Annotated in this window: 19 protein-coding genes; 10 read left to right on the forward strand and 9 right to left on the reverse strand. The window is 71.7% G+C overall.

Going from position 1 to position 25044, the window contains the following annotated elements:
- The first annotated feature begins 116 nt into the window (after window positions 1-116).
- Window positions 117-1172 carry a membrane dipeptidase gene (locus ACWG52_RS22685; RefSeq protein ID WP_389815531.1) on the forward strand — a complete coding sequence of 352 codons (1056 nt, stop codon included), beginning with the start codon at window positions 117-119 and terminating at the stop codon, window positions 1170-1172.
- Between the two features lie 147 nt (window positions 1173-1319).
- On the opposite strand, the gene ACWG52_RS22690 is transcribed toward ACWG52_RS22685, so the two are convergent.
- Complete coding sequence (locus ACWG52_RS22690; RefSeq protein ID WP_389815527.1) at window positions 1320-2663, reverse strand: UDP-glucose dehydrogenase family protein; 1344 nt, start codon at window positions 2661-2663, stop codon at window positions 1320-1322.
- Window positions 2664-2857: 194 nt separating this feature from the next.
- Here ACWG52_RS22690 and ACWG52_RS22695 point away from each other — a divergent pair, with 194 nt between their 5' ends.
- The 3 genes from ACWG52_RS22695 to ACWG52_RS22705 all read left to right on the forward strand — a co-directional run bounded on the left by ACWG52_RS22695 (window position 2858) and on the right by ACWG52_RS22705 (window position 6091).
- Entirely contained in the window at window positions 2858-4015 is a 1158-nt protein-coding gene (locus ACWG52_RS22695) for an acyl-CoA dehydrogenase (protein ID WP_389815523.1), read from the forward strand.
- Window positions 4016-4149: 134 nt separating this feature from the next.
- Complete coding sequence (locus tag ACWG52_RS22700) at window positions 4150-5232, forward strand: mannose-1-phosphate guanylyltransferase (protein WP_389815519.1); 1083 nt, start codon at window positions 4150-4152, stop codon at window positions 5230-5232.
- A gap of 139 nt (window positions 5233-5371) precedes the next feature.
- On the forward strand, window positions 5372-6091 hold the full coding sequence (locus ACWG52_RS22705) for a polyprenol monophosphomannose synthase (protein ID WP_382548288.1): 720 nt from the start codon (window positions 5372-5374) through the stop codon (window positions 6089-6091).
- A gap of 74 nt (window positions 6092-6165) precedes the next feature.
- Here the strand turns inward: ACWG52_RS22705 and ACWG52_RS22710 are convergent, their stop codons facing one another.
- The gene (locus tag ACWG52_RS22710; RefSeq protein WP_390140736.1) at window positions 6166-7479 is read right to left on the reverse strand and encodes an LCP family protein; all 1314 of its coding nucleotides are present in this window, start codon (window positions 7477-7479) and stop codon (window positions 6166-6168) included.
- Window positions 7480-7585: 106 nt separating this feature from the next.
- Here ACWG52_RS22710 and ACWG52_RS22715 point away from each other — a divergent pair, with 106 nt between their 5' ends.
- The 3 genes from ACWG52_RS22715 (at window position 7586) to ACWG52_RS22725 (ending at window position 11058) form a co-directional block, all read left to right on the forward strand.
- Window positions 7586-8122 carry an acyl-CoA thioesterase gene (locus ACWG52_RS22715; protein WP_389815514.1) on the forward strand — a complete coding sequence of 179 codons (537 nt, stop codon included), beginning with the start codon at window positions 7586-7588 and terminating at the stop codon, window positions 8120-8122.
- Window positions 8123-8295: 173 nt separating this feature from the next.
- Window positions 8296-9444: an acyltransferase family protein gene (locus tag ACWG52_RS22720; protein ID WP_389815511.1), complete on the forward strand. Its 1149-nt coding sequence runs from the start codon at window positions 8296-8298 to the stop codon at window positions 9442-9444.
- A gap of 90 nt (window positions 9445-9534) precedes the next feature.
- The gene (locus tag ACWG52_RS22725) at window positions 9535-11058 is read left to right on the forward strand and encodes a glycosyltransferase family 39 protein (RefSeq protein WP_453125752.1); all 1524 of its coding nucleotides are present in this window, start codon (window positions 9535-9537) and stop codon (window positions 11056-11058) included.
- Between the two features lie 22 nt (window positions 11059-11080).
- Here ACWG52_RS22725 and ACWG52_RS22730 read toward each other — a convergent pair whose 3' ends face one another.
- Window positions 11081-12574, reverse strand: a complete 1494-nt coding sequence (locus ACWG52_RS22730; RefSeq protein WP_389815506.1) for an LCP family protein — start codon at window positions 12572-12574, stop codon at window positions 11081-11083.
- Between the two features lie 176 nt (window positions 12575-12750).
- On the opposite strand from ACWG52_RS22730, the gene ACWG52_RS22735 reads away from it, so the two are divergent.
- On the forward strand, window positions 12751-13776 hold the full coding sequence (locus tag ACWG52_RS22735) for a glycosyltransferase family 2 protein (RefSeq protein WP_161296056.1): 1026 nt from the start codon (window positions 12751-12753) through the stop codon (window positions 13774-13776).
- A 74-nt stretch (window positions 13777-13850) separates the two neighbouring features.
- Here ACWG52_RS22735 and ACWG52_RS22740 read toward each other — a convergent pair whose 3' ends face one another.
- The 4 genes from ACWG52_RS22740 to ACWG52_RS22755 form a co-directional block, all read right to left on the reverse strand.
- Window positions 13851-15566 carry an LCP family protein gene (locus tag ACWG52_RS22740; RefSeq protein WP_453125754.1) on the reverse strand — a complete coding sequence of 572 codons (1716 nt, stop codon included), beginning with the start codon at window positions 15564-15566 and terminating at the stop codon, window positions 13851-13853.
- 60 nt (window positions 15567-15626) lie between these two features.
- Window positions 15627-17360: an LCP family protein gene (locus ACWG52_RS22745; protein ID WP_389815502.1), complete on the reverse strand. Its 1734-nt coding sequence runs from the start codon at window positions 17358-17360 to the stop codon at window positions 15627-15629.
- Window positions 17361-17581: 221 nt separating this feature from the next.
- Window positions 17582-18805 (reverse strand): LCP family protein, encoded by a 1224-nt coding sequence (locus tag ACWG52_RS22750; protein WP_389815500.1) that lies wholly within the window; start codon window positions 18803-18805, stop codon window positions 17582-17584.
- 214 nt (window positions 18806-19019) lie between these two features.
- Window positions 19020-19769: a TIGR03089 family protein gene (locus tag ACWG52_RS22755; RefSeq protein WP_389815497.1), complete on the reverse strand. Its 750-nt coding sequence runs from the start codon at window positions 19767-19769 to the stop codon at window positions 19020-19022.
- A 139-nt stretch (window positions 19770-19908) separates the two neighbouring features.
- Between ACWG52_RS22755 and ACWG52_RS22760 the strand changes: the two genes are divergently transcribed.
- Together ACWG52_RS22760 and ACWG52_RS22765 are read left to right on the forward strand one after the other, a co-directional pair.
- Window positions 19909-21297 carry a peptidoglycan recognition protein family protein gene (locus ACWG52_RS22760; RefSeq protein WP_389815495.1) on the forward strand — a complete coding sequence of 463 codons (1389 nt, stop codon included), beginning with the start codon at window positions 19909-19911 and terminating at the stop codon, window positions 21295-21297.
- Window positions 21298-21476: 179 nt separating this feature from the next.
- Window positions 21477-22475, forward strand: a complete 999-nt coding sequence (locus ACWG52_RS22765; protein ID WP_389815493.1) for a DNA-3-methyladenine glycosylase family protein — start codon at window positions 21477-21479, stop codon at window positions 22473-22475.
- A gap of 283 nt (window positions 22476-22758) precedes the next feature.
- On the opposite strand, the gene ACWG52_RS22770 is transcribed toward ACWG52_RS22765, so the two are convergent.
- On the reverse strand, window positions 22759-24057 hold the full coding sequence (locus ACWG52_RS22770; RefSeq protein ID WP_390140739.1) for a coenzyme F420-0:L-glutamate ligase: 1299 nt from the start codon (window positions 24055-24057) through the stop codon (window positions 22759-22761).
- Complete coding sequence (cofD, locus tag ACWG52_RS22775) at window positions 24054-25013, reverse strand: 2-phospho-L-lactate transferase (protein ID WP_389815487.1); 960 nt, start codon at window positions 25011-25013, stop codon at window positions 24054-24056. Before cofD ends, ACWG52_RS22770 begins: the two co-directional genes overlap by 4 nt.
- Between the last annotated feature and the right edge of the window lie 31 nt (window positions 25014-25044).

Raw genomic sequence — 25044 nt, forward strand, 5'->3', positions numbered from 1 at the left:
GTGACGGGGCGACCCGCGGGGTCACTCGAACGCTGCGTCCGCCGGGCGGCTCCGCCGTCCCGCGTGTCACGGTGGCAGCACCTCTCCCTGCTGCCGCCGAGACCGGAGCGAACGCCATGGCCGACCTGCAGGATGAACCCCACTCCGTGGGCATCGGAGCCGACGACCTCCCCGCTCCCGCGGTGGCGGCGGGCGCCCTCGACCGGGCCGTCGCGCTGCTGGCCGTCCATCCCGTGGTCGACGGGTGCAACACGCTGGTCCGGACCCTGCACCAGCGCCCGTACCACGACATCGAGACCTCGGACACGGGCGTGGACACCGACATCCCGCGGCTGCGCGCCGGGGGAGTGGGGGCCCAGTTCTGGTCCCTGCTCGTGCCGTCGGCGCGCGAGGACGCCTCCGGCGACCAGGTGCTCTCCGACACGTTGGACCAGATCGACACGGCGCTGACCCTGATGCGCCGCTATTCCGACAGCCTGCTCCTGGCCCTCACGGCCGACGACCTGGCGGACGCCCGCAACCGCGGCCGCATCGCCTCGTTCCTGGGCCCGGTGCCCGGCCGCACCCTCACCGACTCCCTGGGCGCGTTGCGCGCCTTCCACGCGCTGGGCGTACGGATCCTCGCGCCGGCGGGAGCGCCTTGGGCGCGGGAGGAGCTGACGGCCTTCGGTCACGAGGTGGTCCGCGAGGCGAACCGGCTGGCGATCCTGCTGGACCTGACGGACTGCCCGCCGACGGTCGCCTGCCGACTCGCGGGAGCCTCCAAGGCCCCGGTGATCATCTCGAACACGGCGGCCGCCTCGCTCAACCCGCATCCGGGGAACGTGACCGACGAGGTGCTGGCCGCGCTACGGGAGGCGAACGGCCTGGCGATGGTCACCTTCGACACCGAGCGCACCGGGGACTCCCTGCACGCGGTGGCGGACCACCTGGACCACGTACGGGCGATCGCGGGCCCGCACGGCGTCGGACTCGGCGCCGGCTTCGGCACCGGACCGGCCCACCCCCGCCCGACGGGCCTGACCGACCCCTCGGGCTATCCGCGACTGATCGCGGAACTGCTGGAGCGCGGCTGGCCGGAGTCCGAGGTGGCCCTGCTGACCTGGGGCAACGCCCAGCGGGTGCTACGCGACGCGGAATTCACCTCCCGCGCGGCCGGCCACCGCCGTTGAGACTCGGCCTCCCGAGAACCGCCCCGCCGCACCAACTCAGCCCCGCCGGCGTTTGAGGCGCGGGGGTCCGGGGGCGGAGCCCCTGGCAGCGGCGCCGCACCGGCGCCCGCACGGCCCCGGGATCCGCACCCCCGCCCGGCCCGAGGGCTAGGCCCGCGGACGCCCCATCGCCCGGTACGTCCAGCCTGCGGCCCGCCACCGCTCGGGGTCCAGCGCGTTGCGGCCGTCCAGGATGAGACGGTCGGTGACCACGCCGCCCAGCTCCGCCGGGTCGAGTTCGCGGAACTCGCGCCATTCGGTGAGGTGCAGGACGACCTCCGCGCCGCGGGCGGCGGCCATCGCGGAGTCCGCGTAGCCCAGCGTCGGGAAGAGGCGGCGGGCGTTGGCCATGCCCTTGGGGTCGTAGACGGTGACCTGGCCGCCCTGGAGGTGGATCTGTCCGGCCACGTTCAGCGCGGGCGAGTCCCGTACGTCGTCGGAGTCCGGCTTGAAGGTGGCGCCGAGCACGGCGACCCGCTTGCCGAGGAACGAACCGCCCACGGACTCCCGGGCCAGCTCGACCATGTGCCCGCGGCGCCGCATGTTGATCGAGTCGACCTCGCGCAGGAAGGTCAGTGCCTGGTCGGCGCCCAGCTCGCCGGCGCGGGCCATGAAGGCCCGGATGTCCTTGGGCAGGCAGCCGCCGCCGAAGCCGATCCCCGCGCGCAGGAACTTCGCGCCGATCCGCTCGTCGTAGCCGATGGCCTCGGCCAGCTTGGCCACGTCGCCGCCGGCGGCCTCGCACACCTCCGCCATCGCGTTGATGAAGGAGATCTTGGTCGCGAGGAAGGAGTTCGCGGCGGTCTTCACCAGCTCCGCGGTCGGGAAGTCGGTGACCACCAGCGGGGTCCCCTCCGACATCGGGGTCTCGTACACCTCCCGCAGCAGCTTCTCGCCGCGCTCGCCCTGGACGCCGATGACGATCCGGTCGGGGTGCAGGGTGTCGTCGACCGCGAAGCCCTCCCGCAGGAACTCCGGGTTCCAGGCCAGCTCCACGTCCGCGCCCGCCGGGGCCAGCTCCGCGAGCTTCACCGCGAGCCGCTCCGCCGAGCCCACCGGCACCGTGGACTTGCCGACGACCAGGACCGGCCGCGTCAGGTGGGGGGCCAGCGAGGCCATCGCGGAGTCCACGTAGGACATGTCGCAGGCGTACTCGCCGTGCTTCTGCGGGGTGTTCACGCAGACGAAGTGGACGTCACCGAAGGCGCCGACCTCCTCCCAGGAGGTCGTGAACCGCAGCCGGCCGGTCGAGCCGGGCAGTCCGGCGACGTGCTTGGCCAGCAGTTCCTCCAGCCCGGGCTCGTACATCGGGACCCGGCCGGTGGCCAGCATCTCGATCTTCTCGGGCACCACGTCCAGCCCCAGCACCTCGAAGCCCAGCTCAGCCATCGCGGCGGCGTGGGTCGCACCGAGGTAACCGGTGCCGATCACAGTGATCCTGAGGGGGGCCATGGGTGCTCCAGAGGTGCGGGGCCGTTTGCGGCCACTGAGCATAGTCGGGCCCGTCGGCGGGGACGTTCCCGAAGGAACCACCGCTGTCACCCATCTCACGTGGCCCGTCCATATCGCCATCCGTGACCGGACCACTAGGCTTGGGTTACTTAACGGTAGTTAGCATCACGCATCACCCTGGGGAGTGAGAGATCTTGGCGGGTTCTGCCGACTTCGACCTGTACCGCCCGGCCGAGGAGCACGACATGCTCCGCGAGTCGGTCCGCTCGCTCGCCGAGGCGAAGATCCTGCCGTTCGCGGCCGCGGTCGACGAGGAGTCCCGCTTCCCGCAGGAGGCCCTGGACGCCCTGGTCTCCAGCGACCTGCACGCCGTGCACGTGCCGGAGACCTACGGCGGCGCGGGCGCCGACGCCCTCGCCACCGTGATCGTGATCGAGGAGGTGGCCCGTGTCTGCGCCTCCTCCTCCCTCATCCCGGCCGTGAACAAGCTCGGCTCGCTCCCGGTGATCCTCTCCGGTTCCGAGGAGCTCAAGGCCAAGTACCTGGGCCCCCTCGCCAAGGGCGACGCGATGTTCTCGTACGCGCTCTCCGAGCCGGACGCGGGCTCCGACGCCGCCGGCATGAAGACCCGCGCCGTGCGCGACGGGGACTTCTGGGTGCTCAACGGCGTCAAGCGCTGGATCACCAACGCGGGCGTCTCCGAGTACTACACGGTCATGGCCGTCACCGACCCCTCGAAGCGCTCCAAGGGCATCAGCGCCTTCGTCGTGGAGAAGAGCGACGAGGGCGTGTCCTTCGGCGCCCCGGAGAAGAAGCTCGGCATCAAGGGCTCCCCGACGCGCGAGGTCTACCTCGACAACGTCCGGATCCCCGCCGACCGCATGATCGGCGCCGAGGGCACCGGCTTCGCCACCGCGATGAAGACCCTGGACCACACCCGCATCACCATCGCGGCCCAGGCGCTCGGCATCGCCCAGGGCGCCCTGGACTACGCCAAGGGCTACGTCCAGGAGCGCAAGCAGTTCGGCAAGCCGATCGGCGACTTCCAGGGCGTGCAGTTCATGCTCGCGGACATGGCCATGAAGATCGAGGCCGCCCGCCAGCTGACCTACTCGGCCGCCGCCAAGTCCGAGCGCGTCGACGGCGACCTGACCTTCTTCGGTGCCGCGGCCAAGTGCTTCGCCTCCGACGTCGCCATGGAGGTCACCACGGACGCGGTCCAACTCCTGGGCGGCTACGGCTACACCCGCGACTACCCGGTGGAGCGCATGATGCGCGACGCCAAGATCACGCAGATTTATGAAGGCACGAACCAGGTCCAGCGCATCGTCATGGCGCGCAACCTGCCCTAGGGCGGGCGCCCTTCGAGAGGCCCCGGCCGGACCCGGCCGGGGCTGCTTCGTGCGGCGCATCGGCATGGCCGTCGCACACCCCCGGATGGGCTAAATTTGGACCCTCGTATGCACAATCGGTTGGGGAGTACGCAATGACGGAAGCGATCCTGCTAGTTGGCGGGCAGGGCACGCGTCTGCGCCCCGTGACGGTGAACACCCCCAAGCCGATGGTTCCGGCAGCAGGTGTCCCCTTCCTCGCACACCAGATAGCCAGGGCCGCTGCCGCCGGCGTCACCCACATAGTGATGGCCACCTGCTACCTCGCCGAGGTCTTCGAGCCCTACTTCGGCGACGGATCGGCCTTCGGCCTCACCCTTGAGTACGTGGTCGAGGACGAGCCCCTCGGTACCGGCGGCGCCATCCGCAACGCCGCCCAGCGGCTGCACGGCGGCCCGGACTCCTCCGTCCTCGTCTTCAACGGCGACATCCTCACCGGCCTGGACATCGCCGGCCTGGTCGAGTCCCACAAGGCCGCCGACGCCGACGTCTCCCTGCACCTCGTCAGCGTCGAGGACCCCCGCGCCTTCGGCCTGGTCCCCACCGACTCCGAGGGGCGGGTGCTGGCCTTCACCGAGAAGCCGCAGACCCCCGAAGAGATCATCACCGACCAGATCAACGCCGGCTGCTACGTCTTCCGCCGCGATGTGATCGACTCCATCCCGGCCGGGCGTCCCGTCTCCGTCGAGCGCGAGACCTTCCCCGGTCTCCTCGCCTCCGGGGCCAAGCTGCACGGCGTCACCGAGAACACCTACTGGCTGGACCTCGGCAAGCCGGAGTCCTTTGTCCAGGCTTCCGCCGATCTGGTACGAGGCGTCGTGTCCTCCCCGGCCGTTCCCGGCCCCCGTGGTGAAGCCCTGGTGCTCCCGGGCGCCCATGTGGCGGACGGCGCGAAGCTTTCGGGAGGTACTGTGGTGGGCGCTGGTGCCCGGATCGAATCGGGCGCCGTCGTCCAGGGCTCCATCGTGCTCGACGGCGCGATCATCGGTCCGGACACGCACGTCAGCGCCAGCCTGGTCGGCGCCGGAGCCTCGGTGGGATCGCGCACAGTCCTGGACGGCGCGGTCATCGGCGACGGTGCGGCCGTTGGGGCTGACAACGAACTTCGCGCAGGGGCGCGGGTGTGGTGCGAGGCTGAACTGCCCGCGGCCGCAGTCCGCTTTTCCTCCGACCGGTGACCCCGGGCGGGGACGCGCGTACCGACCGACTTCAGTGAGGCATACCCCTGTGATAGGCGAGCAGCAGACTTCCCGCGCCACCGACATCGTGACCACCAAGCTTCCCGACGCGTGGGGCAAGACCCCGCTCACCGTGGTCATGCCCACGTACAACGAAGCCGGCAACCTGCCGGGCATGGCCGAGCTCATCATGGGCCTGGACCAGCCCGGCCTGCGCCTGCTGATCGTCGACGACTCCTCGCCCGACGGCACGGGCCGGATCGCCGACGAACTCGCTGAGGGCTACCTCACCGAGGACGGCGCCCCGCGCATGTCGGTGCTGCACCGCACGGCGAAGGACGGCCTCGGCCGCGCCTACGCCGCCGGCATGGCCAAGGCCGTCGAGGACGGCGCCGAGTACGTGCTCCAGATGGACGCGGACGGCTCCCACCCGGCCGGCAAGATCGCCGAGATGCTGGGCGTGGCCCTGTCCACCGGCGCCGGTCTCGTCGTCGGCAGCCGCTACGTCCCGGGCGGCACCCTGTCCGACGCGTGGGGCGCGCACCGCAAGCTGCTCTCCCGCTGGGCCAACGCCTACGCGAGCACCATCCTGGGCACCCGCGTGCGCGACATCACGGGCGGCTTCAACCTGTGGAGCGCCGAGGCGCTGCGCGCGATCGACCTGGCGTCGGTCGGCAGCGCGGGCTACAGCTTCCAGGTGGAGATGAAGTTCAAGGCGCTGCGCCGCGACTTCCAGGTGATGGAGGTCCCGATCCACTTCGAGGACCGCACCGTCGGCGAGTCCAAGATGAACCTCGCGGTCCAGCTGGAGTCCATCGCCATGCCGTGGAAGCTGCGCGCCCGCGCCGGCAAGCGCTGACCAGCTCTCACGCGCTCACGCTCTCACGGAAAATGGGGCACCCCTTCAGGGTGCCCCATTTTCCTTGCACCGGGTCACTGGCCGCGGACGGTGACCTTCTCGTCGTTCTGGATCTCCTTCACCAGCTGCTGCACCTTCGCCTTGTCCCAGACGAGGTTGCCGCCGCGCTGGCCGGAGATCGGCATGTTCATCGAGACGCCGTCACCGCCGTTGACGCCCTTCATCGCGAAGAACATCTGGCCCATGTCCCACAGGCCCATGTCCTTGTCCACGATCAGCGTGTCCAGCCCGGCTCCCAGCATCGGGTACAGCGCGAACGGGTTCACGATCGTGGACGGCGTGGCCGCCTGGCTCGCCAGCGCGGACAGGAACTTCTGCTGGTTCTTCGTCCGTTGAAGGTCCGACTCGGCGAAGGCGTACCGGGTCCGTACGAAGGCCAGGGACTGCTCGCCGTTCAGGGTCTGCTTGCCGGCCTGGAAGTCGGCGCCGGACTTCTCGTCCTTGAAGCCCTTCTCGATGTCCAGCTCCACCCCGCCCAGCGCGTCCACGATGTTCGCGAAGCCGGCGAAGCCGATCTCCGCGTAGTGGTCGATCCGCAGGCCGGTGTTGTGCTCCACCGTCCGCACCAGCAGCTCCGGCCCGTCCTCCGCGTACGCCGCGTTGAGCTTGACCCGGCGCCCCTGCGCGGGGAACTTCTTGCCCGACTCGGAGCCGACGAAGGACGGGATCTCCACGTCCGAGTCGCGCGGCAGCGAGATCATCGTGTTCCCGCTGGAGCACTTGGCGAGGATCATCATCGAGTCGGTCCGCTTGCCCTCGGCCGAGCCCGTGTGCAGCTTCTTCTTCTCCTCGTCGGACATGCCCTCGCGGCTGTCGGAGCCCACGATCAGGTACGTCGTGCAGTCGCCCTCCTTCGGGCGCTCGATGACCTTGGAGAGGTCCACCTCGCGGCGCACCTTGGAGTCCGCCCAGAAGTAGGTGCCCACCGTCGTCACCAGCAGCGCGGAGACCAGCACGATCGAACCGATCTTGATCCGCCTGCCCCAGTCCGGCGCGTGGCCGGGCCCCGACGGTCCGGACGGTCCCGGCACCCGCTGCGGCGGCACACCCGGCCCGCCCGGTCCACCCGGCCCGCCCGGACTTCCGCCCGCAGGCGTCCCGTAGACCTGGCCGGTGTTGTAGCCGCTGTCGTACCCGCCGTCGTACCCGCCGTGCTGCTGTGGCGGGACCCCCGGCCGGCCGGGCTGCGGCTGCTGCGGCGGTCGCGGAGGCCTCTGCGGCTGCTGCGGCTGCCGCTGCACGTGCGGCATCCGCTGCGCGCCCTCCGGCCGCGCCTGCGCGCTGCCGCGCCCGTACCCGTCGTCCCGCCGCTCCGGCCAGTCATTCATGTGCCCAAGAATGCCTGCCCGGGCGCGTCGTCCGACAGCCCGGGGGGAGGATCCGTACCGGGCTGTTGCAGAGCTGATGCCTCCGGCGCGCATCTAAGGTGTCCTTATGACAGAAACACCGGGCGAGCTGCCCGGGAAGCCGGTCTCGGCCTCCCGCACCACCCTCAGCCACATCATGACCGCCAACGACACCAACCTCCTCGGCTCGGTGCACGGCGGCGTGATCATGAAGCTGGTGGACGACGCGGCGGGCGCCGTGGCCGGCCGCCACTCCGGCGGCCCGGCGGTCACCGCGTCCATGGACGAGATGGCCTTCCTCGCTCCCGTGCGCGTGGGTGACCTCGTCCACGTCAAGGCCCAGTGCAACTGGACCGGCCGCTCCTCCATGGAGATCGGCGTACGGGTCCTCGCGGAGCGGTGGAACGAGTCCACCCCCGCCACCCAGGTCGGCAGCGCCTACCTCGTCTTCGCGGCCGTGGACGCCGAGGGCAAGCCGCGCCAAGTCCCGCCCGTCATCCCGGAGACGGAGCAGGACGAGCGGCGCTACCAGGAGGCCCAGATCCGCCGCACCCACCGCCTGGCCCGCCGCCAGGCCATCATGGCGCTGCGCGAGGAGCGTTCCGCCCAGGGCTTCGACGACTGAACCCGAGTGCGGGTGTTTCGGGTCACGGATACGCCGGGCGGCGGTCCGCCCGTGTGAGCCACCCGTAAAGTGGCGTCTGACGTCCGGGCGTGCCCGTCAGCAGATGCGACGTCAGATCCCTGAGCCGGACACATCGCGGAGTCGTGCCCCACATGTCGACTGTCATACCACCCATGCCTGTGCGTGATATCGCGTCGGCACAGCCGGATCGGCCGGCCGGGCGCGAGCCCCGCCGCCCCCGCCTCTACGTCCTGGACGGGCTGCGTCTCATAGCGGCGCTCGCGGTGGTGTCGTTCCACTGGGCCGGTGTCAACATCCACCCCGAGGTCTGGGGCCAGACCCCGCAGACCCTGATGCCGACCGTGCACCGGTTCGCTTCCTACGGGTGGATGGGTGTCCAGCTCTTCTTCCTGATCAGCGGTTTCGTCATCTGCATGTCCTGCTGGGGCCGGTCCCCCCGGGACTACTTCACCTCCCGGATCGTGCGGCTCTACCCCGCGTACTGGGTCGGCATCATCATCACCACCCTCGTGGTGAACTTCGCGGCGACCGTCCGCGCCGCACGCGAGCCGATGAGCATCAGCGACGTGCTGACCAACCTCACGATGCTGGAGCGGCCGCTCGGTGTCACCGAGGCCGACGGCGTGTACTGGACCCTCTGGATCGAACTCCGCTTCTACCTGCTCTTCGCCGTCGTCGCCGTCATGGGGCTGACCTACCGCCGGGTGCTGGCCTTCTGCGGGATCTGGACGATCCTCGCGGTGATCACGCCGAGCGCGGACAGCAAGCTCATGGACACGGTCTTCATGCCGCAGGACGCCCCGTACTTCATCGCCGGCGTGGCCATGTACCTGATCTACCGCTTCGGTGTGAACCCGATGCTGCTCGGGGTGGTCGGATTCTCCTGGCTGTACGCGCAGAACCGGCTCCACATCACCGTGGGCTCGTACGAGTACGAGGTGCACCACGACCTGTCCTGGCCCGTGATGGCGGCCATCTCCGCCGCGGCCTTCCTCGTCATGCTCGCGGCCTCGATGGGCGCCCTCAACTGGATCCGCTGGAAGTGGCTCACGGTGGCCGGCGCCCTCACCTACCCCGTGTACCTGCTCCACCAGGAGCTGGGCTGGGCGATGATCCGCTGGGGCCGCGACCACGGCATCGCCCCCTTCCAACTGCTCGCCCTCTGCCTGGCCGTGATCCTGCTGCTCTCCTGGCTCGTCCACCGGTTCGCCGAACGCCCGCTGTCGGCGCTCCTGAAGCGGCTGCTGGACGGGGCGAAGGTTTCGCTGCCCAAGAGCGACCCGCCGGTGCGGCACGGCTAAGCCCGGGCAGCGGGGCGCTCCTTGAGATTGGTTGCGGCCCCGGACCCTGATCTACCCTGTGACGTTGATGGATCCGGAAGGTACGAGCAGATGACGAGCAGCAGTACGGCTGTCGCGGCCGGGGTGGGCGGAACCCGCACCGCCGACGACGACGCAGCGGGCCGCCGGGGCGCTTCGCGCACACCGCGCTCGGCCCGCTTCGACTGGCTGTGGGCCGCCGTGCTGACCCTCGTGGTCGCCACCGTGGGCAGCGGCAACCCCCAGCCCTGGCGCGACGAGCTCGCCAGCTGGAACGCCGCGATACGCAGCACCGGCGACCTGATCGGGATGCTGGGCCATGTGGACGCCGTCTCGGGCCTCTACTACCTGCTGCTGCACGGCTGGATATCCGTCTTCGGCGACTCCGAGACCATGCTCCGGCTGCCCTCGGCGATCGCCATGGCCGGCGCCGCCGCCTTCGTCGTGCTGACCGCCCGCATGCTGTTCGACCGCCGCACCGCCGTCTTCGCCGGCCTGCTCTTCGCCCTGCTCCCGTCCGTCTCCCGGTACGGCCAGGAGGCCCGCTCCTACGCCTTCGTCGTGCTGGCGGTCACCGCCGCGACCTGGCTGCTGATGCGGGCGCTGGAGCGGCCGACCCCGCGGCGCTGGGCCCCGTACGCCGTCGCCGTGGCGGCCGCCGGACTGTTCCACATCGTCTCCCTGCTCTTCCTGCTGCCGCACGCCCTGATCGTGCTCCTGCGCCGGCGGCACGACCGGTACGGCCGCACCGTCATCGCCTACGCGGTGACCGTCGTCGTCAGCCTGCTCCCGGTGATCCCGCTGGTGCTGCTGGGGCAGCGCCAGGTCGGCCGCCAGATCAGCTGGATCAAGACCCCGCACCTGCGCAGCATCGCCGACGTGTGGGACGCCCTCTTCGGCTCCCCGCTCATCGCGCTCGCCGTCGCGGCGATGGCGCTGCTCCCGCTCGCGTGGAGTCGCGGCCGTCGGCCCGCCGTGGAGCTCGCGCTCGTCGGCGCGGCCCCGATCGCGGCCGCCTGGGTGGTCTCGCAGGGCAGCACCTCGTACTTCATGGACCGCTACCTGCTCTTCACCATGCCCGCCTGGGTGGTCCTCGCCGCCGCCGGTCTGGCCGCCCTCAGGCCCCGGCCGCTCGGGGTGGCCGGCCTGGCCGCGGTGATCCTCCTCGGCCTTCCCGACCAGCGCCAGATCCGTACGGAGACGATCAAGGCCGGCCGCGAGGGCGAGGAGGCCGCGGCGGTCATCACCAAGGGCTACCGGCCGGGTGACGGCTTCGTACCGGTCCGGGGCGCCGACAGCGTGTACATGACCGATTTCCAGGTCGAGTACTTCCTGCCGGAGCGGGTCGAGCTCCGCGACGTGTTCGCGCAGCGCTCGGCCGTGGAGAACGACGACCTGTTCCCGGTGGAGTGCAAGCAGCCCGAGCAGTGCCTCGGTACCACCCAGCGGGTGTGGGTGGTCACGTGGAGCGGTACGAAGAACCCGTACCACAAGCTCCCGGAGGCACAGGCCGAGGCGCTGGAGAAGCACTACAAGCTGGTCGAGACGAAGAAGGTCCACGGCCTCCAGGTCTCCCTGGTGGAGCGCGTCCGCTAGACGGCCGGCCGCCCGGCCGGGGCTACTTCCCGCAGACCACCTCGTCGCCCGTGACCACCCCGAAGGTGCCCTGGTAGGGGTCCTCGGCGCGCACCGGCACCACCTTGCGGTAGTCCGCCCCCGCGACCACCACGACCGTCCGGCCCTGGCCCGCCACCGCCCGCAGCTCGCTGCCCGGCAGTGCGGTCGCCACCGACCGGGCGGAGCGGTCCCAGCGGGGGTCGTACGTGATCACCGTGCGCTTGACCTCGCGGCTCGCGCCGTTGCCCGGGGCCCGGGTGGTGTCGAAGCCGGTGGCCCGCAGCGCGGCGTCCACCCGCCCGCCCAGGCCGTCGATCCGGGTGCCGTTCTCCACTTGGACCCGGACCTGGCGCGGGGGCACGTCCACGGGCACCGCCGCGGGCGGGCCGCCTGCCGGCTTCCCGGGCCGCGCCGGGGCCAGCGGCCGGTCCTGGCGCAGCGCCTCGAACAGCTTGGCCGCCTTCGGCTCGTCCCACTTCACGGTGGACCCGATGCCCTTCACGGGGAACGACGGGCTACCGATGGGCACCGAGGCGAACTCCGAGGAGGACGGGGTGAAGTCCCGCATCGCCTGCCCGAGGGCCAGCATCTGCTCCGAGCCGAAGTCCTTGTCGGCCCGGACCGAGCCGAGGAGGGTGGAGCTGACCTCCTTGAACTTCACCGGGTTCAGCAGCACCCCGCCCCCGGTCGCCTGCTTGATCAGTGCGGCGACGAAGCGTTGCTGGCGCTGCATCCGGCCGAGGTCGGAGGCCCCGTCGACATGGCGCGAACGCACGTACTGCAGGGCCTGTCCACCGCTGAGGCGGTGGCTGCCGGGCAGCAGGTCGAGGCCGGTGTTGCGGTCCCGCATGGTCTTGGCCGTGCAGATCTCCACGCCGCCCATCGCGTCGACCGTCTTCATGAAGCTGGTGAAGTCGACCTCCAGGTAGTGGTCGATCTTCACGCGGGTCATGTTCTCCACGGTCCGCACGGTCAGGTTGGGCCCGCCCTCCGCGTACGCCGCGTTCAGCCGCACGGGATGGGCCTTGTGCGCCTTGCCCGAGACGAGGTCCCGGTGGGCGGGCACCTCGGCGTAGCTGTCGCGGGGCAGGCTGATCACACTGGCGCGTTCCTTGTCCGCCGACAGGTGCACGAGCATGATCGTGTCCGTGCAGTGGCAGGGCGCGCCGCCCAACCGGTACTCGCGCTTCTCCTCCGGGGAGACCTTCTCCCGCCCGTCCGTGCCCACCAGCAGGAAGTTGAGGCCGTGTCCGGCCTGCGGGCGGTTCTTCATGTCCTTGAACGGGTCCACCCGCTCGATCCCGGTGTCCAGGCCGGTCATCACGGCGTGCCCGATGGCCCCGGAGCCGAGCACCGCCACCGACAGGCCGGCCGCGAGCCGGACCCCCCACCGGGGCCGACCGTCCCGGCGCCGGGCGGGACCGCCTCCGCCGCGTCGGGCGCGCTGCGGTCGGGGCGGCCCGTCAGGACGGGCGGGACGGTGCGGCTGGGGCACGGGGGACACCTCCGCGGGGGGCAGCAGGGACACCGGCCGGGGCACTGGCCGGATCAGCTGATTCGGCAGAACAGTAGGCCCATACGATCAGCAGCTGTCCTTACCGATCGCTCGGCGCGCACCCGGTTCCCCCGTACGCGGTAACGTGACACCGATACCCGACCTTGAAGGACCACATGCCCGCCCAGCAGCCCGCAGTCTCGGTGATCATGCCGGTGCTCGACGAGGAGCACTACCTCCGCGATTCCGTCCGCCACATCCTGGAACAGGAGTACGCGGGCGAGATGGAGGTGGTGATCGCACTCGGGCCGTCCACGGACCGCACCGACGAGATCGCCGCCGAACTCGTCGCCGAGGATCCCCGAGTCCACACCGTCCCCAATCCCACCGGCCGGACCCCGGCGGCCCTCAACGCCGCCATCAAGGCCTCGCGCCACCCGATCGTGGTGCGCGTCGACGGCCACGGCATGTTGTCGCCGAACTACATCGCCACCGCCGTCCGCCTCCTGGAGGAGACCGGCGCCCAGAACGTCGGCGGCATCATGCACGCCGAGGGCGAGAACGCCTGGGAAGAGGCCGTCGCCGCGGCGATGACCTCGAAGATCGGTGTCGGCAACGCCCCGTTCCACACCGGCGGCCAGGCGGGACCGGCCGAGACCGTCTATCTCGGCGTCTTCCGCCGTGAGGCGCTGGAACAGCAGGGCGGATACAACGAGGAGTTCATCCGCGCCCAGGACTGGGAGCTGAACTTCCGCATCCGCGAAGCCGGTGGTCTGATCTGGTTCTCGCCGGAGCTGATGGTCCAGTACCGCCCGCGCCGCTCCGTCAAGGCGCTGGCCAAGCAGTACAAGGACTACGGGCGCTGGCGGCACGTGGTGGCCCGCTACCACTCGGGCTCCATCAACCTGCGCTACCTGGCCCCGCCGACCCTCGTCTGCGCGCTCGCCGCGAGCGCGGTCGTCGGCGTGACCGTCTCCCCCCTGGGCTTCGTCCTCCCGGCCGGCTATCTCGCGGCGATCACCGCGGGCTCCGTACCGGCGGGCAAGGGACTCGGGCTGAAGGCCCGGGCGCAGATCCCCGTCGCCCTGGCGACCATGCACCTGAGCTGGGGCTTCGGCTTCCTGACCAGCCCGCGGGCACTGGCGAACAAGGTCATCGCGAGTCGCCGTCCGGCTGTGCGGCAGGACCCTTCGCAGGTCTGAGACGTACGGAAGGGGCCCGGCCCGGAGGCTGCGGATCGTCGCAGTCGCCGGGCCGGGCCCCTTTCGTGTGCGCGCTACCAGGTGAAGCCCGGCTGGATCGGCATGCAGGCGCCCTCGTTGTCGCCGTTGAGGGCGTGGGCCGAGGTCGGGGCCACGGTCGGGGCGGGCGGCGGCGGGGTCGGCGCGTTGCCGGTCCGCCAGTCCTTGCCGACGTACAGGGTGATCCCGGAGACCTCCTCGGACTTCTGCACCGCGGTGGCGGGCAGGCCCAGGGCGGTGGCCACGACGCCCGCGTCGGCCGCCTGGGCGTCCGTGGCGTAGCGGACCACCGTGGTGTCCTCGGCGCCGGTCCGGTTGTCGGCGGCGGCCTTGGTGAAGCCCTTGCCGGTCAGCAGCGCGGCCACCTCGTTCGACCGGTTCTTGACCCGGGTCTCGGCGCCGTCCTTGCCGCTCGTGGCGTTGCGGACGGAGACCGCGATCTTCGCGGGAGCCGAGGCCGGCGCCGTGGTCGCGGCGGTGCTCGGGGTACCGGGAGACGTGCTCGGGGTGCCCGGGGTCGCGGAGGCGCCCGGTGAGGGGGACGCGCCGCCCTCCGGGGTCGCGTTGCCCTTGCCGTCGAGCGCGATGTCCTCGCGGACCATCCGGAAGACGGCCTCGGCCTCGTTCGCCATGGGCTCGACCCGACCGTCCAGGCCGGGCTTGGTGCTGTAGACCCAGGGCATGGTGGTCATGGTGATCCGGCCCGGGGGCACCTTCTTGAGCTCCATGCTCAGGTCGTACAGCTTGTCGATCTTGTTCAGGCCGGTGTCCACGACCATGGCGTCGATGGCCGCCTGTGCCAGGCTGTTGAGCTTCACCGGGTTGGTGAGCTTGGCGTTCTTGCGGAACTCGCGGGCCATCGACGTCATGTACTGGTGCTGCGCGTGGGTGCGGCCGATGTCGGTGCCGTCCTCGAAGCCGTAGCGGGTGCGCAGCCACTGCAGGGCCTGCTCGCCCTGGATGACGCTCGTGCCCTTCGGCAGCTTCAGGCCGGAGCCCTTGCCGTCCCGGGTACGGGAGTGGACGTTCTGCTCGACGCAGACCGGGACGCCGCCGATGGCGTCCGCCATCGAGACCACGCCCTTGAAGTCGATCATCATGAAGTGATCGATGGGGATCTTGGTCAGTTCCTGCCAGGCGGCGACCGTGCAGCCCGGACCGCCGCGCTGCAGGGACTCGTTGGTCTGGACGAGGCCCTTGCTGGCGGGGTGCACCTTGCCGCCCGGCTCGGTGCACTTGGGCATCATCAGCATCGTGTCGCGCGGCATCGAGACCACCGACATGTTGCTGCGGTCGGCGGACAGGTGCAGCAGCATCTGCACGTCCGCCAGCGGCGGGCCGTCGAAGGTGTCGGTGGCCCCGCCGAGGGCCTGGTTCGCGGCGTCGTCGCGCGCGTCGGAGCCGATCAGCAGGATGTTCAGAGGGGTCTGCCCGAAGGCGTTGGGCTTGGAGCCGCCCAGTTTGGTCTCGCCGAGGTTCAGCGCGTCCGTATGGATGCTGCCGTTCAGGTGCTGGTAGTACAGGTATCCGGCGCCCGCCGTCCCGAGTATCAGCAGGGACAGCACGGAAGCCGTCCAGCGCAGCACGCGCCGTCTGCCCTCTTTACGGGGACGGCCGCCGTCCGAACGGCGAGCCGTTCCGGAGCCGCCCCGCTGTGGGGGCACTGTGCCGGAAGCGTCCGCCTCGCCGCCGGATATCTCCTCGCCGGCCTGGGCGGTCGCCCCCTCCCCTCGCACGCTGCTGTGCCTCACACGTCCCCCTCGGAATCCTTCATGGTCGACAGAGGGCCGGAATCACCGACCCGGTCCTGCTTACTTGGCGCAGATCGCCTTGTCGGCCTGCGCCTGCTGCACGTCCTCGGGCAGCTGCTGGGGCGCCGCGGGCGTCAGCGGGGCGCCCGGCTGCTGGAAGTCCGGACCCAGCGTCAGCTTCATCGGCGTCTTCGCCGAGGCATCGGCCGTTCCCACCTTCAGGGCGGTCGCGGGCAGGCCCATCATGTCCGCCAGCGCCCGGGCCTGGTCGGCCTGGTTGGGGGCGTACTCCAGCTGCGTGGCGTCGACCTTCGAGGGTGCGTTGCCGTCGTTGCTGGACTTGGACACGCCCTTGCTGTTCTGCAGCCAGTTCAGTGTGGTGGAGGCGGAGCCCTTGGGGCCGCCGCCGTTGTAGACGCTCACCCGTACGTCCGCCGCGGCCGCGCGGTTGCCCTGGAGCAGGGCGTCCTGCTTGGCCTTCGCGTCCGCGTCGGCCGCCTCCTTGGCGGCCTGTTCCTTCTTCTCGACCTCCGTGAGCGAGACGTCCCCCCGGATCATCTGCAGCAGCGGGTCGGCCAGGGACTTCTCGACGACGACGGTCGCCTTCTTGCCCTCCGGTTCGGCCGGATTGTCCTTCACGGGCAGGGTGGTGAAGGTGATGTTCTTCGTGTCGATCCCCTTCAACTCGCCCGCCAGGTCGGTGAGTTTGCCGATGGACCCGATCCCCGAGTCCACGCCCAGCGACTTGGTGGCGGCTTCCGCGAGGGAGAGGAACTTCTTGGGGCTGGTCAGCGTCTCCTTCGACTTCATCTCACGCATCATCGAACCCAGGAACTGCTGCTGGATCCTGATCCGGTCGAGGTCGCTGTTGTTGCCGAAGCCGTGCCGGGTCCTGACGAAGGCGAGGGCCTGCTCGCCCTCCAACCGGTGTTCGCCGGCATCCAACTTGAGGTGGGAACCCTCTTCGTCGTTGACGGCCTTGTCCAGGCACACGGGCACTCCGCCGACCGCCGTGCTCAGCGTCTTGACGGCGTTGAAGTCGGCCATCATGAAGTGGTCGACCTCGATGCCGGTGAGTTCCTTGACCGTTCGCATCGTGCAGCCCGCGTCCCGGCCCTCCTGGCCCAGGCTGGTGTTGAAGCGGGTGTTCTTGGTCGGCGCGATCGTCTTCGTCGATCCGTCCGGCTGTTTCGTCGGGCAGGCCGGGATGTTGGTGATCAGGTCACGGGGGATGGAGAGCGCGGTCGCGTTCGTCCGGTCCTTCGAGACGTGGAACAGGATCGTGGTGTCGGCGTGGCCGACGCTGTCCTTGTCCCCGTAGTTCTCGTTGCCCGCGCCGGTGCGCTTGTCCGTTCCGATCACCAGGATGTTGATCGGCTGGTCCTTCTTGAAACCACCGGTGCCGGCGCCCGCCACGTCGGTGACGCTGAGGTTGCCGTTCAGGTGGTCGTAGTAGAGGTAACCGGCCACGCCGCCGCCGACGAGCAGGAACGCCACCACGCCTCCGGTGATGGCCAGCGCCTTCTTACGGCCGCCACCGCCGAGCTTGCGGGAGCGCCCGCCGCGCCGACCTCCGCCCGGAGGCGGGTCGCCGCGCCGCGGCCGGGGTACTCCGGGGGTGGGCTTGGTCGGCGTCGAGGGGGCAGACGGCGATCTGCGGGGTGCGGTGACCTTGGGCCGCGCTTGCGCGGCGGAGTCGGCCAGTCGCAGTTCGTAGTTGCCGGTGCGGGGATTGAGTACCCACTGGTCTGCGGGGTCGATTTCGTCCGCCCGCCCACGGCTTTGCGCATCCACGGTTGCTCGAATCCTCCGTCGGTGCCTCGCGACGCGCCTCCCCCAGGCGCACGGTCAACGATCCGGCTGCTGGTGCCCGCCTCTGGTCCGGCCGGGCACCGGATCGCTCACCCTATCCGCCCTGTTCGGCGGCAAACCATGCTGGTGACAAATTCCACTCCCCTTATAACGGGGCGAACCGCCCATCCCACTCGGTTCGGTCACCGGCTTTTGGGATTGCTTTACCGGCAGTCGGCGTTGCCCGCAGTCGTTCCCGTGAAAGTAGGGACGGGTACCTGAGGTGTGATGGTTCCCTCGTTCGTGGAGTCCGTGTCCGAACCGGCCTCCGTGTCCGCCTCGGCGGCCTCGGCCGCGGCCCCCGTCGGGGTGGGCTTCGGCGGGGCGACCGTGACCGGCTTGTCCATCCGCAGCTGCTGGAACAGCCGCTCCGCGTCCGGCTCGACCAGCTCGTCCCGGTTCGGGTCGGGTACGTAGGGCTTGCGGGGCACCGTCAGGAACTTGACCTGATGGGTCGGGATGTCCCGCATGCCCCGCACGAGTTCGTACAGGCCGCGCAGCGAGGCCAGTCCCGGGTCCGTGGTCACCGAGGAGGTCGCCGCGTCCAGCAACGGATACAGCCGGGTCGGATTGAGCAGCACCCCGTTGCTCTGCACCTTCTTGACGAGCGATCCGAGGAACTGCTGCTGCCGGTCCATCCGTTCGGTGTCGCTGCCGTTGCCCAGGCTGTGGCGGGCGCGGACGTAGCCCAGCGCCTGCTCGCCCCGGAGGGTCTGGCGGCCGGCGGCGAGCCGCAGCTTGGCCTCGGAGTCGTTCACCGGCTCCTTGAGGCAGACCTCCACCCCGCCGATGGCGTCGACCATCTTCTTGAACCCGCCGAAGTCGATCACCATGTGATGGTCGACCCGGATCCCGGTGAGCTTCTCCACCGTACGGATCGTGCAGGCGGCCCCGCCCCACTGGAACGCCCAGTTGAACTGGGAGAACCGGGCGGCGGTGCGGCTCCCGTCCGGCTGCAGGCAGGAGGGGATGTCCGTCATCAGGTCCCGGGGTATCGACACCGCGGTCGCGCTCCGGCGGTCCTGCGGCAGGTGCAGCAGGATCGTGGTGTCCGAGCGCTGGGTGCCCCCGTCCTGCCCGTACCGGGCGTTGTCCTTGCCGGAGCGCGAGTCCGAGCCGATCAGCAGGATGTTCTGGGCCCCGGTGGCCAGGTGCGCCGGGCGCTCGCGCTCGTAGCGCCTCAGCTCGGCCGCGGCCGAGGTGTCCTCGGTGATGTTCCCGTCGAGCTTGTTGTAGAGCCACCAGCCGGTGGCCGTGCCCGCCAGGACCACGAAGGCCGTCCCGAGCCCGATCCGGCGCAGCACGCGGCGCCGACGCCCGCGGTTGCGCGGGGTCCGCCCCGAACCCCCGGCCGCGGTGCCGCCCGGTATGCCTGCGCTGTCCGTCACTGGCGTCCGTCCCCTCGCCGCTACGACTGTGGGCCGTCGGCCGTACGGGTGAGCACGGCCACTGCCGATGCTGCCCCCAGGGCGCCGGAGCAGCCCGGGGGCGGGGCCTTGTCTAGGGCCATGCGGGTGACAGATCGCCCGTACCTGACCTTCACCAGTGTGGCGGACAGGCCTCCGGACGGCGATCGGGCGGCGATGGGACGGTGGGCGGCGATCAGAGCGTGTGGGTGACGCGCTCGCTCTCCCTGCGCCGGTCCAGCCCGTCCGCCGGGAGCCGGTCCAGGTTCCGGCACAGCACCACGGACCCGCCCGAGGCCAGCGCGGCGTACAGCCCGCCCGAGAGGCCCTCCCAGGTGTCGTAGCCGAGCCCGGTGAGCACGCGCGCGTCCTCGCCGAGGCCGAGCTTCGCCGCGTCCTCGCGGGCGCGGGCCACCAGCTCGGTCTGCGTGAGCTCCGTGCCGTCCACGACCAGCGCAGGGCCCTCGGGATCCACCGGCACGAAGGGCGCGAAGCGGTCGCCCTGCCCCGGCACCTCCACCGCGTAGTCGACGAACCCGGCCGGCGGCTGCGGGAACCGTCCGCCCAGCGGCCGCAGCGCGAGCGCCACCCGCTCGCCGCCGCACGCCAGGGCCGGCTCCAGGGTGTCCGGCCCGCTGACGACGAGATCCGCACCGGCCGGGTCCTCGCCGATCTCCGCGACGACCCCGACGGACGCGCAGGCGAGCAGCCACACCGCGCTCTGCCAGTGCGCCGGGAGCATCAGCGCGAGCCGGTCCCCGGGCTCGGCCCCCAGGTCGCCCTGGAGCAGATTGGCGGTCTTGGCCACCCAATTGGCGAAGGTCGCGACGGACAATTCGACGCGCTCGCCGGTGGCATCGTCGTAGAAGGTGACGAGCGGGCGGCCCGGATCGGCGGCGAGCGCGGATCGCAGCAGGTCGGCAGGGGTGCGGTCAGTGGCGTTCACCCGGCCCAGCGTACGCGGGCCCGTCCCTCGTACGGGGGCGGCCGGCTCCTCCGTACGGGGGAGGGGTACGCGCGGCGCGTCGGACGGAGCGTCAGTTCTCGGATGGCGAGCGGCCGTCCGCGTGCTCACCATCCTTTTCATGCGTGGATTCCTTGCTTCCTCGATCGGCGTCGCGACGGCCGCCGTACTGGCCCTGCCCCTCGCGCTCCCCACTCCCGCCCTGGCCGAGACCGCCCCCGTAACCCCTGCCGGGTCCACCCAATCGCTGCCGCTCGTCCCGCTGGGACCCTCGGCGACGCGGACGCCCGGAGTCCCCGGAATGAGTGCCTCCGCCGGCCGCTCCGAGACGCAGGGCCTCACCGCCCGCGAGGTCAAGACGTTCTCGCTGGTCGGCGTGGTCTGGGACGACGCGACCACCGAACTGCACGGCCGGGTCCAGGTGCGGACCCGCTCCACCCGGACCGCCACCTGGTCGGACTGGCAGGACGTCGACACCCACAACGGCGAGCACGCCGCCGACCTCGACGCGGCGGAACGCGGCTCGCGGCAGATCCGCGGCGCCACCGCCCCGCTGTGGGTGGGCGAGTCCGACGCCGTGGAGGTCCGCGTCCAGGCCGAATCCGGCGCTCCCACCACCCGAGCCCCCTCCCGGCTGCCCACGGGCATGCGCATCGAACTCGTCGACCCCGGCGCGGACACCCCCGCCACGGGGTCCGACGGCAAGAACTCCGGCTCGGACGGCGACGGCAAGGGCGAGGTGGCGGTCCCCGCCATGTCGATGGGGACGGCCGAATCCTCCGCGGCGAACGTCCCGCACGCCTCGCTCGGCGCGAACGAGATCACCGCACTCGACAAGGCCGACTCCACCGCCGACGCCGTCTTCGCGAGCGACGGCGAACTGACCGCGGCCGCCGCCCCGTACATCGGCCCGCGCCCGCGGATCGTGACCCGCAAGGGCTGGGGCGCGGACGAGGGCCTGCGCGAGTCGGGCTTCGTCTACACCAGCACGGTCAAGGCCGCCTTCGTCCACCACAGCGCCTCCGGCAACAACTACGCCTGCAAGGACGCCCCGGCGGTCCTGCGCAGCCTGTACCGCTACCACGTGGTCAGCAACGGCTGGCGGGACCTCGGCTACAACTTCGCCGTCGACAAGTGCGGCACGGTCTACGAGGGCCGCGCGGGCGGCGTGTCCAAGGCGGTCCTCGGCGCGCACACCATGGGCTTCAACACCAACAGCATGGGCGTCGCGGTGCTCGGCACCTTCACCTCCACGGCCCCGCCGGCGGCGGTGGTCGACGCGGTCGCCCGGCTCACGGCCTGGAAGCTCGGCCTCTTCGGCCGGGACCCGCGCGCGAAGACCACCCTGACCTCGGGCGGGGGCAACCTCTTCCCCAAGGGCAGGAACGTGTCGATGAACGTTATCTCCGGCCACCGGGACGGCTTCGCCACCCAATGCCCGGGCACGAAGCTCTACGGCAAGCTCCCCACCACCCGCACGACCTCGGCCAAGCTCCAGGGCCGGCCGTAGCCTCCGGCGGGGTCGGCGGGGTCGGCGGGGTCCGCGGGCGCGGCGCCGTTGCCGGGGGTGCCGCCCCCCGCCCCGGCCCCTCGGACCACGGACACCCGCCCTGCCTGCGCCTCGAACGCAGGTGGGGCGGGAGCATCCAGGGCTCCGGGGACTCGGCCGGGCAGCGCTACGCTCGGGGCATGGCCGGCCGCTTCGATCCCCTCACCCGCGCCGCCGTCCGCGGCGGCCGGACCGACGTACCCGCCGGCCGCGCCGCCCCGGGTGCCGCCGGGGCCAAGGAACGCCGCTGGACCCCCGACGGCCCCGTCGACCTCGGGCTCGTCCTCGGCCCGCTGCGCCGCGGCCCCGGCGACCCCACCTTCCGCACCACCCCCGACGGCTCCGTCTGGCGTACCGGCCGCACCCCCGAGGGCCTCGCCGCCACCCTGCGCGTCTTCGGGACGGGCCCGGAGGTCACCGCCGAGGCCTGGGGCCCCGGCGCCGACTGGTTCCTCGAACAGTTGCCGGCGCTCCTCGGCGCGGGCGACGACCCCACCGCCTTCGTGCCCCGCCACCGCCTCGTGCACGCCAGCCACCGCCGTCGGCCCGGCCTGCGCCTCACCCGTACCGGCCTCGTCCTCGAATCGCTGATCCCCACGATCCTGGAACAGAAGGTCACCGCCGACGAGGCCTACCGCGCCTGGCGTCGCCTCGTCCGGCAGTACGGCGAGCCCGCGCCGGGCCCCGGCCCCGAGCTGTACGTCCTGCCCGAGGCCCGCACCTGGGCCATGATCCCGTCCTGGGACTGGCACAAGGCCGGGGTCGACGCCAAGCGCTCCGCCACCGTCGTGCGGGCGGCCCGCGTGGCGAACCGCCTGGAGGAGGCGGCCGCGATGGATCTGCCCGAGGCCGCACGCAGGCTGGAGGCCGTTCCCGGCATCGGCCCGTGGACCTCCGCGGAGACCCTCCAGCGCAGCAACGGCGACCCCGACGCGATCACCACCGGCGACCTCCACCTGCCCGGCATCATCGGCTACGCCCTCGCGGGCGACCGCGACGCGGACGACGCCGCCATGCTGGAGCTGCTCGCCCCGTACGCGGGCCAGCGCCACCGCGCGGCCCGCCTCGTCCTCCTCGCGGGCCGCACCCCGCCCCGCCGCGCACCCCGCATGCCCCGAAGCGACATCGGCCGCTTCTAGGGCGTGTCCGCAAACTCCCGCCTGCCCCGCAGCGCCCGGCACCGCACCTCGCCGCGTTGTCGGGGCGCCCGAGTACGTCCAGTACACGGGCGCCCCTCCGCCTTGCGATGCTTCCCCTCGGCCCTGGCGGGCCTGGGGAGACCCCATGGCACCGGACGCCGCGGGGCCCGCCCTTCGGGCGGCCGGCGCTACTTTGCGGACACCCCCTAGCGGGTGTCCTGCCGATCAGGCGCCCCCGGCAGGGCAGCGGCGGCCCGTCGGCCGCACGGGCTCGCCGCAGGCGTCACCGCACTGTGATGAAGTCCGCCGCGGAGCGTCCCGGCCGGTCCGGCGGGGCCGCCGCCGGGTGGCCGACCGCCACCGTCCCCATCGGGTCCCAGTCCTGCGGCAGCTCCAGCACCTCGCGCACCACGTCCCGGCAGAACATCGTCGAGGAGACCCACGCCGAGCCCAGCCGCTCCCCGGCCAGCGCGACCAGCAGGTTCTGCACGCCGGCGCCCATCGCGACCACGAACATCTCCCGCTCCGCCGTGTCCCGTCGGGCGTGCCCGTAGTGGTGCGCGCCGTCCGTCACCAGACACGGCACCACCAGGTACGGGGCGGCCCGCAGCACGTCCCCGCGCCGGACCCGCTTCGCGACGGACTCCTCGGACTTGCCGTCCGCGCGCAGGTCCGCGATCCACGCGTCCCGCATCGCGTCCAGCAGTCGCACCCGGGAGGCCTCGGACTCCAGCAGGACGAACCGCCACGGCGTCGTGTGGTGCGGGGCCGGGGCCGTCACGGCCGCCGCCACCGCCCGCCGTACCGCGCCCGGGTCCACCGGCTCGGAGGTGAAGGCCCGTACGGTGCGGCGCTGCGTCACGGCTTCCCGTACCGCCTCCGAGGTTCCCAGCCGGAACATGTCGTCGGCGGGGGAGCGCACCAGGTCCCGGGCCGAGGAGCCCTCGCCCAGGACGTGGGCCAGCCCGCGTACGACGGCCACCGGCAGCCCGGCCGCCTTGCCCTTGACCAGGTCACCGGCGGCGGCCAGCTCGTCGGCGGTGGCCACGACGGTCGCGCTCAGCGGGTTGCCGTGCGCGTCCGTGCCGCCGCGCAGGTCGTCCAGGACCCGCACCCCGGCCGAGCCGATCGCCACGTCCGTCAGGCCGGTGCGCCACGGCCGCCCGAAGGTGTCCGTCACGACCACGCCCACGTCCACCGACAGGGTGTCGCGCACGCCCGCGCGGATCGCGGCGGCCGAGCCGTCGGGGTCCTCGGGCAGCAGCAGCACCGTGCCGGGGGTGGTGTTGGAGGCGTCCACGCCGGCGGCGGCCATCACCAGGCCCTGCCGGTTCTCGACGATCCGCAGCGGACCCCGGCGCGCGACCACCCGCACGGTCTCGGCGTCGATCGCGGCCTCCCGCGACTCGGCGTGCACGATCCGACCCTCGGCCTTGGAGACGATCTTGGAGGTGACCAGCAGGACGTCCCCGTCCCGCAGGTCGGGGGCGGCCGTCGTGATCAGCTTCGCCAGGTCGTCGCCCGGCCTGACCTCCGGGATCCCGTCGAGCGCCCGCACCTCGTACGCGGGCACCCCCGTCACCGGGAGGCCTCCGCCAGCTCCAGCGCGGCGCGGGCCATCTCCGCGGTGGCCTCGACGTCGGTCATCATCAGCGGTACGGCACGGCAGGTGATCCCGGCGGCCTCCACCTCGGCGACGGTGTCCGCGTCGGAGGTGTCCACGAGCCAGCCGTCCAGCAGCCCGGTCCCGTAGTGCAGGGCGACCGCGGCGGCGGTGGACTCGACGCCCACCGCGGCCAGCACCTTGTCGGCCATCCCGCGCACGGGTGCGCCGCCGACGATGGGGGAGAGGCCGATGACGGGCGCCCCGGCGGAGGCCACGGCATCCCGGATGCCGGGGACGGCGAGGATCGTGCCGATCGAGACCACGGGGTTCGACGGCGGGAAGAGGATCACGTCGGCGGCGGCGATGGCCTCCAGCACACCGGGGGCGGGCTTGGCCTGCTCGGCCCCCACGGGTACGACGGCCTCCGCGTCCACCGAGGCGCGCAGCCGGACCCAGTACTCCTGGAAGTGGATGACGCGGCGCTCGCCGGTGCCGGCCTCGGTGATGGCGACGTGGGTCTCGACCCGGTCGTCGGACATGGGCAGCAGCCGGACACCGGGCTGCCAGCGGTCGCAGAGGGCCTCGGTGACGGCGCTCAGCGGGTAGCCCGCGCCGAGCATCTGCGTACGCACGATGTGGGTGGCGAAGTCCCGGTCGCCGAGGCCGAACCAGGTGGGTCCGACCCCGTACGCCGCGAGTTCCTCCTTGACGGTGAAGGACTCGTCGGAGCGACCCCAGCCCTGGTCCTCGTTGATGCCACCGCCGAGGGTGTACATCACCGTGTCCAGGTCGGGGCAGACTTTGAGCCCGAAGAGGTGAATGTCGTCACCGGTGTTACCGATGACCGTGATGTCCGCGTCGGGCACCGCCGACTTGAGTCCGGACAGGAACCGGGCGCCGCCTATACCGCCGGCCAGAACAACAATGCGCATGCGGACAGTCTGTCAGCCGAAGGCTGTCGTG

This window comes from Streptomyces sp. CLCI03, from assembly GCF_053615355.1.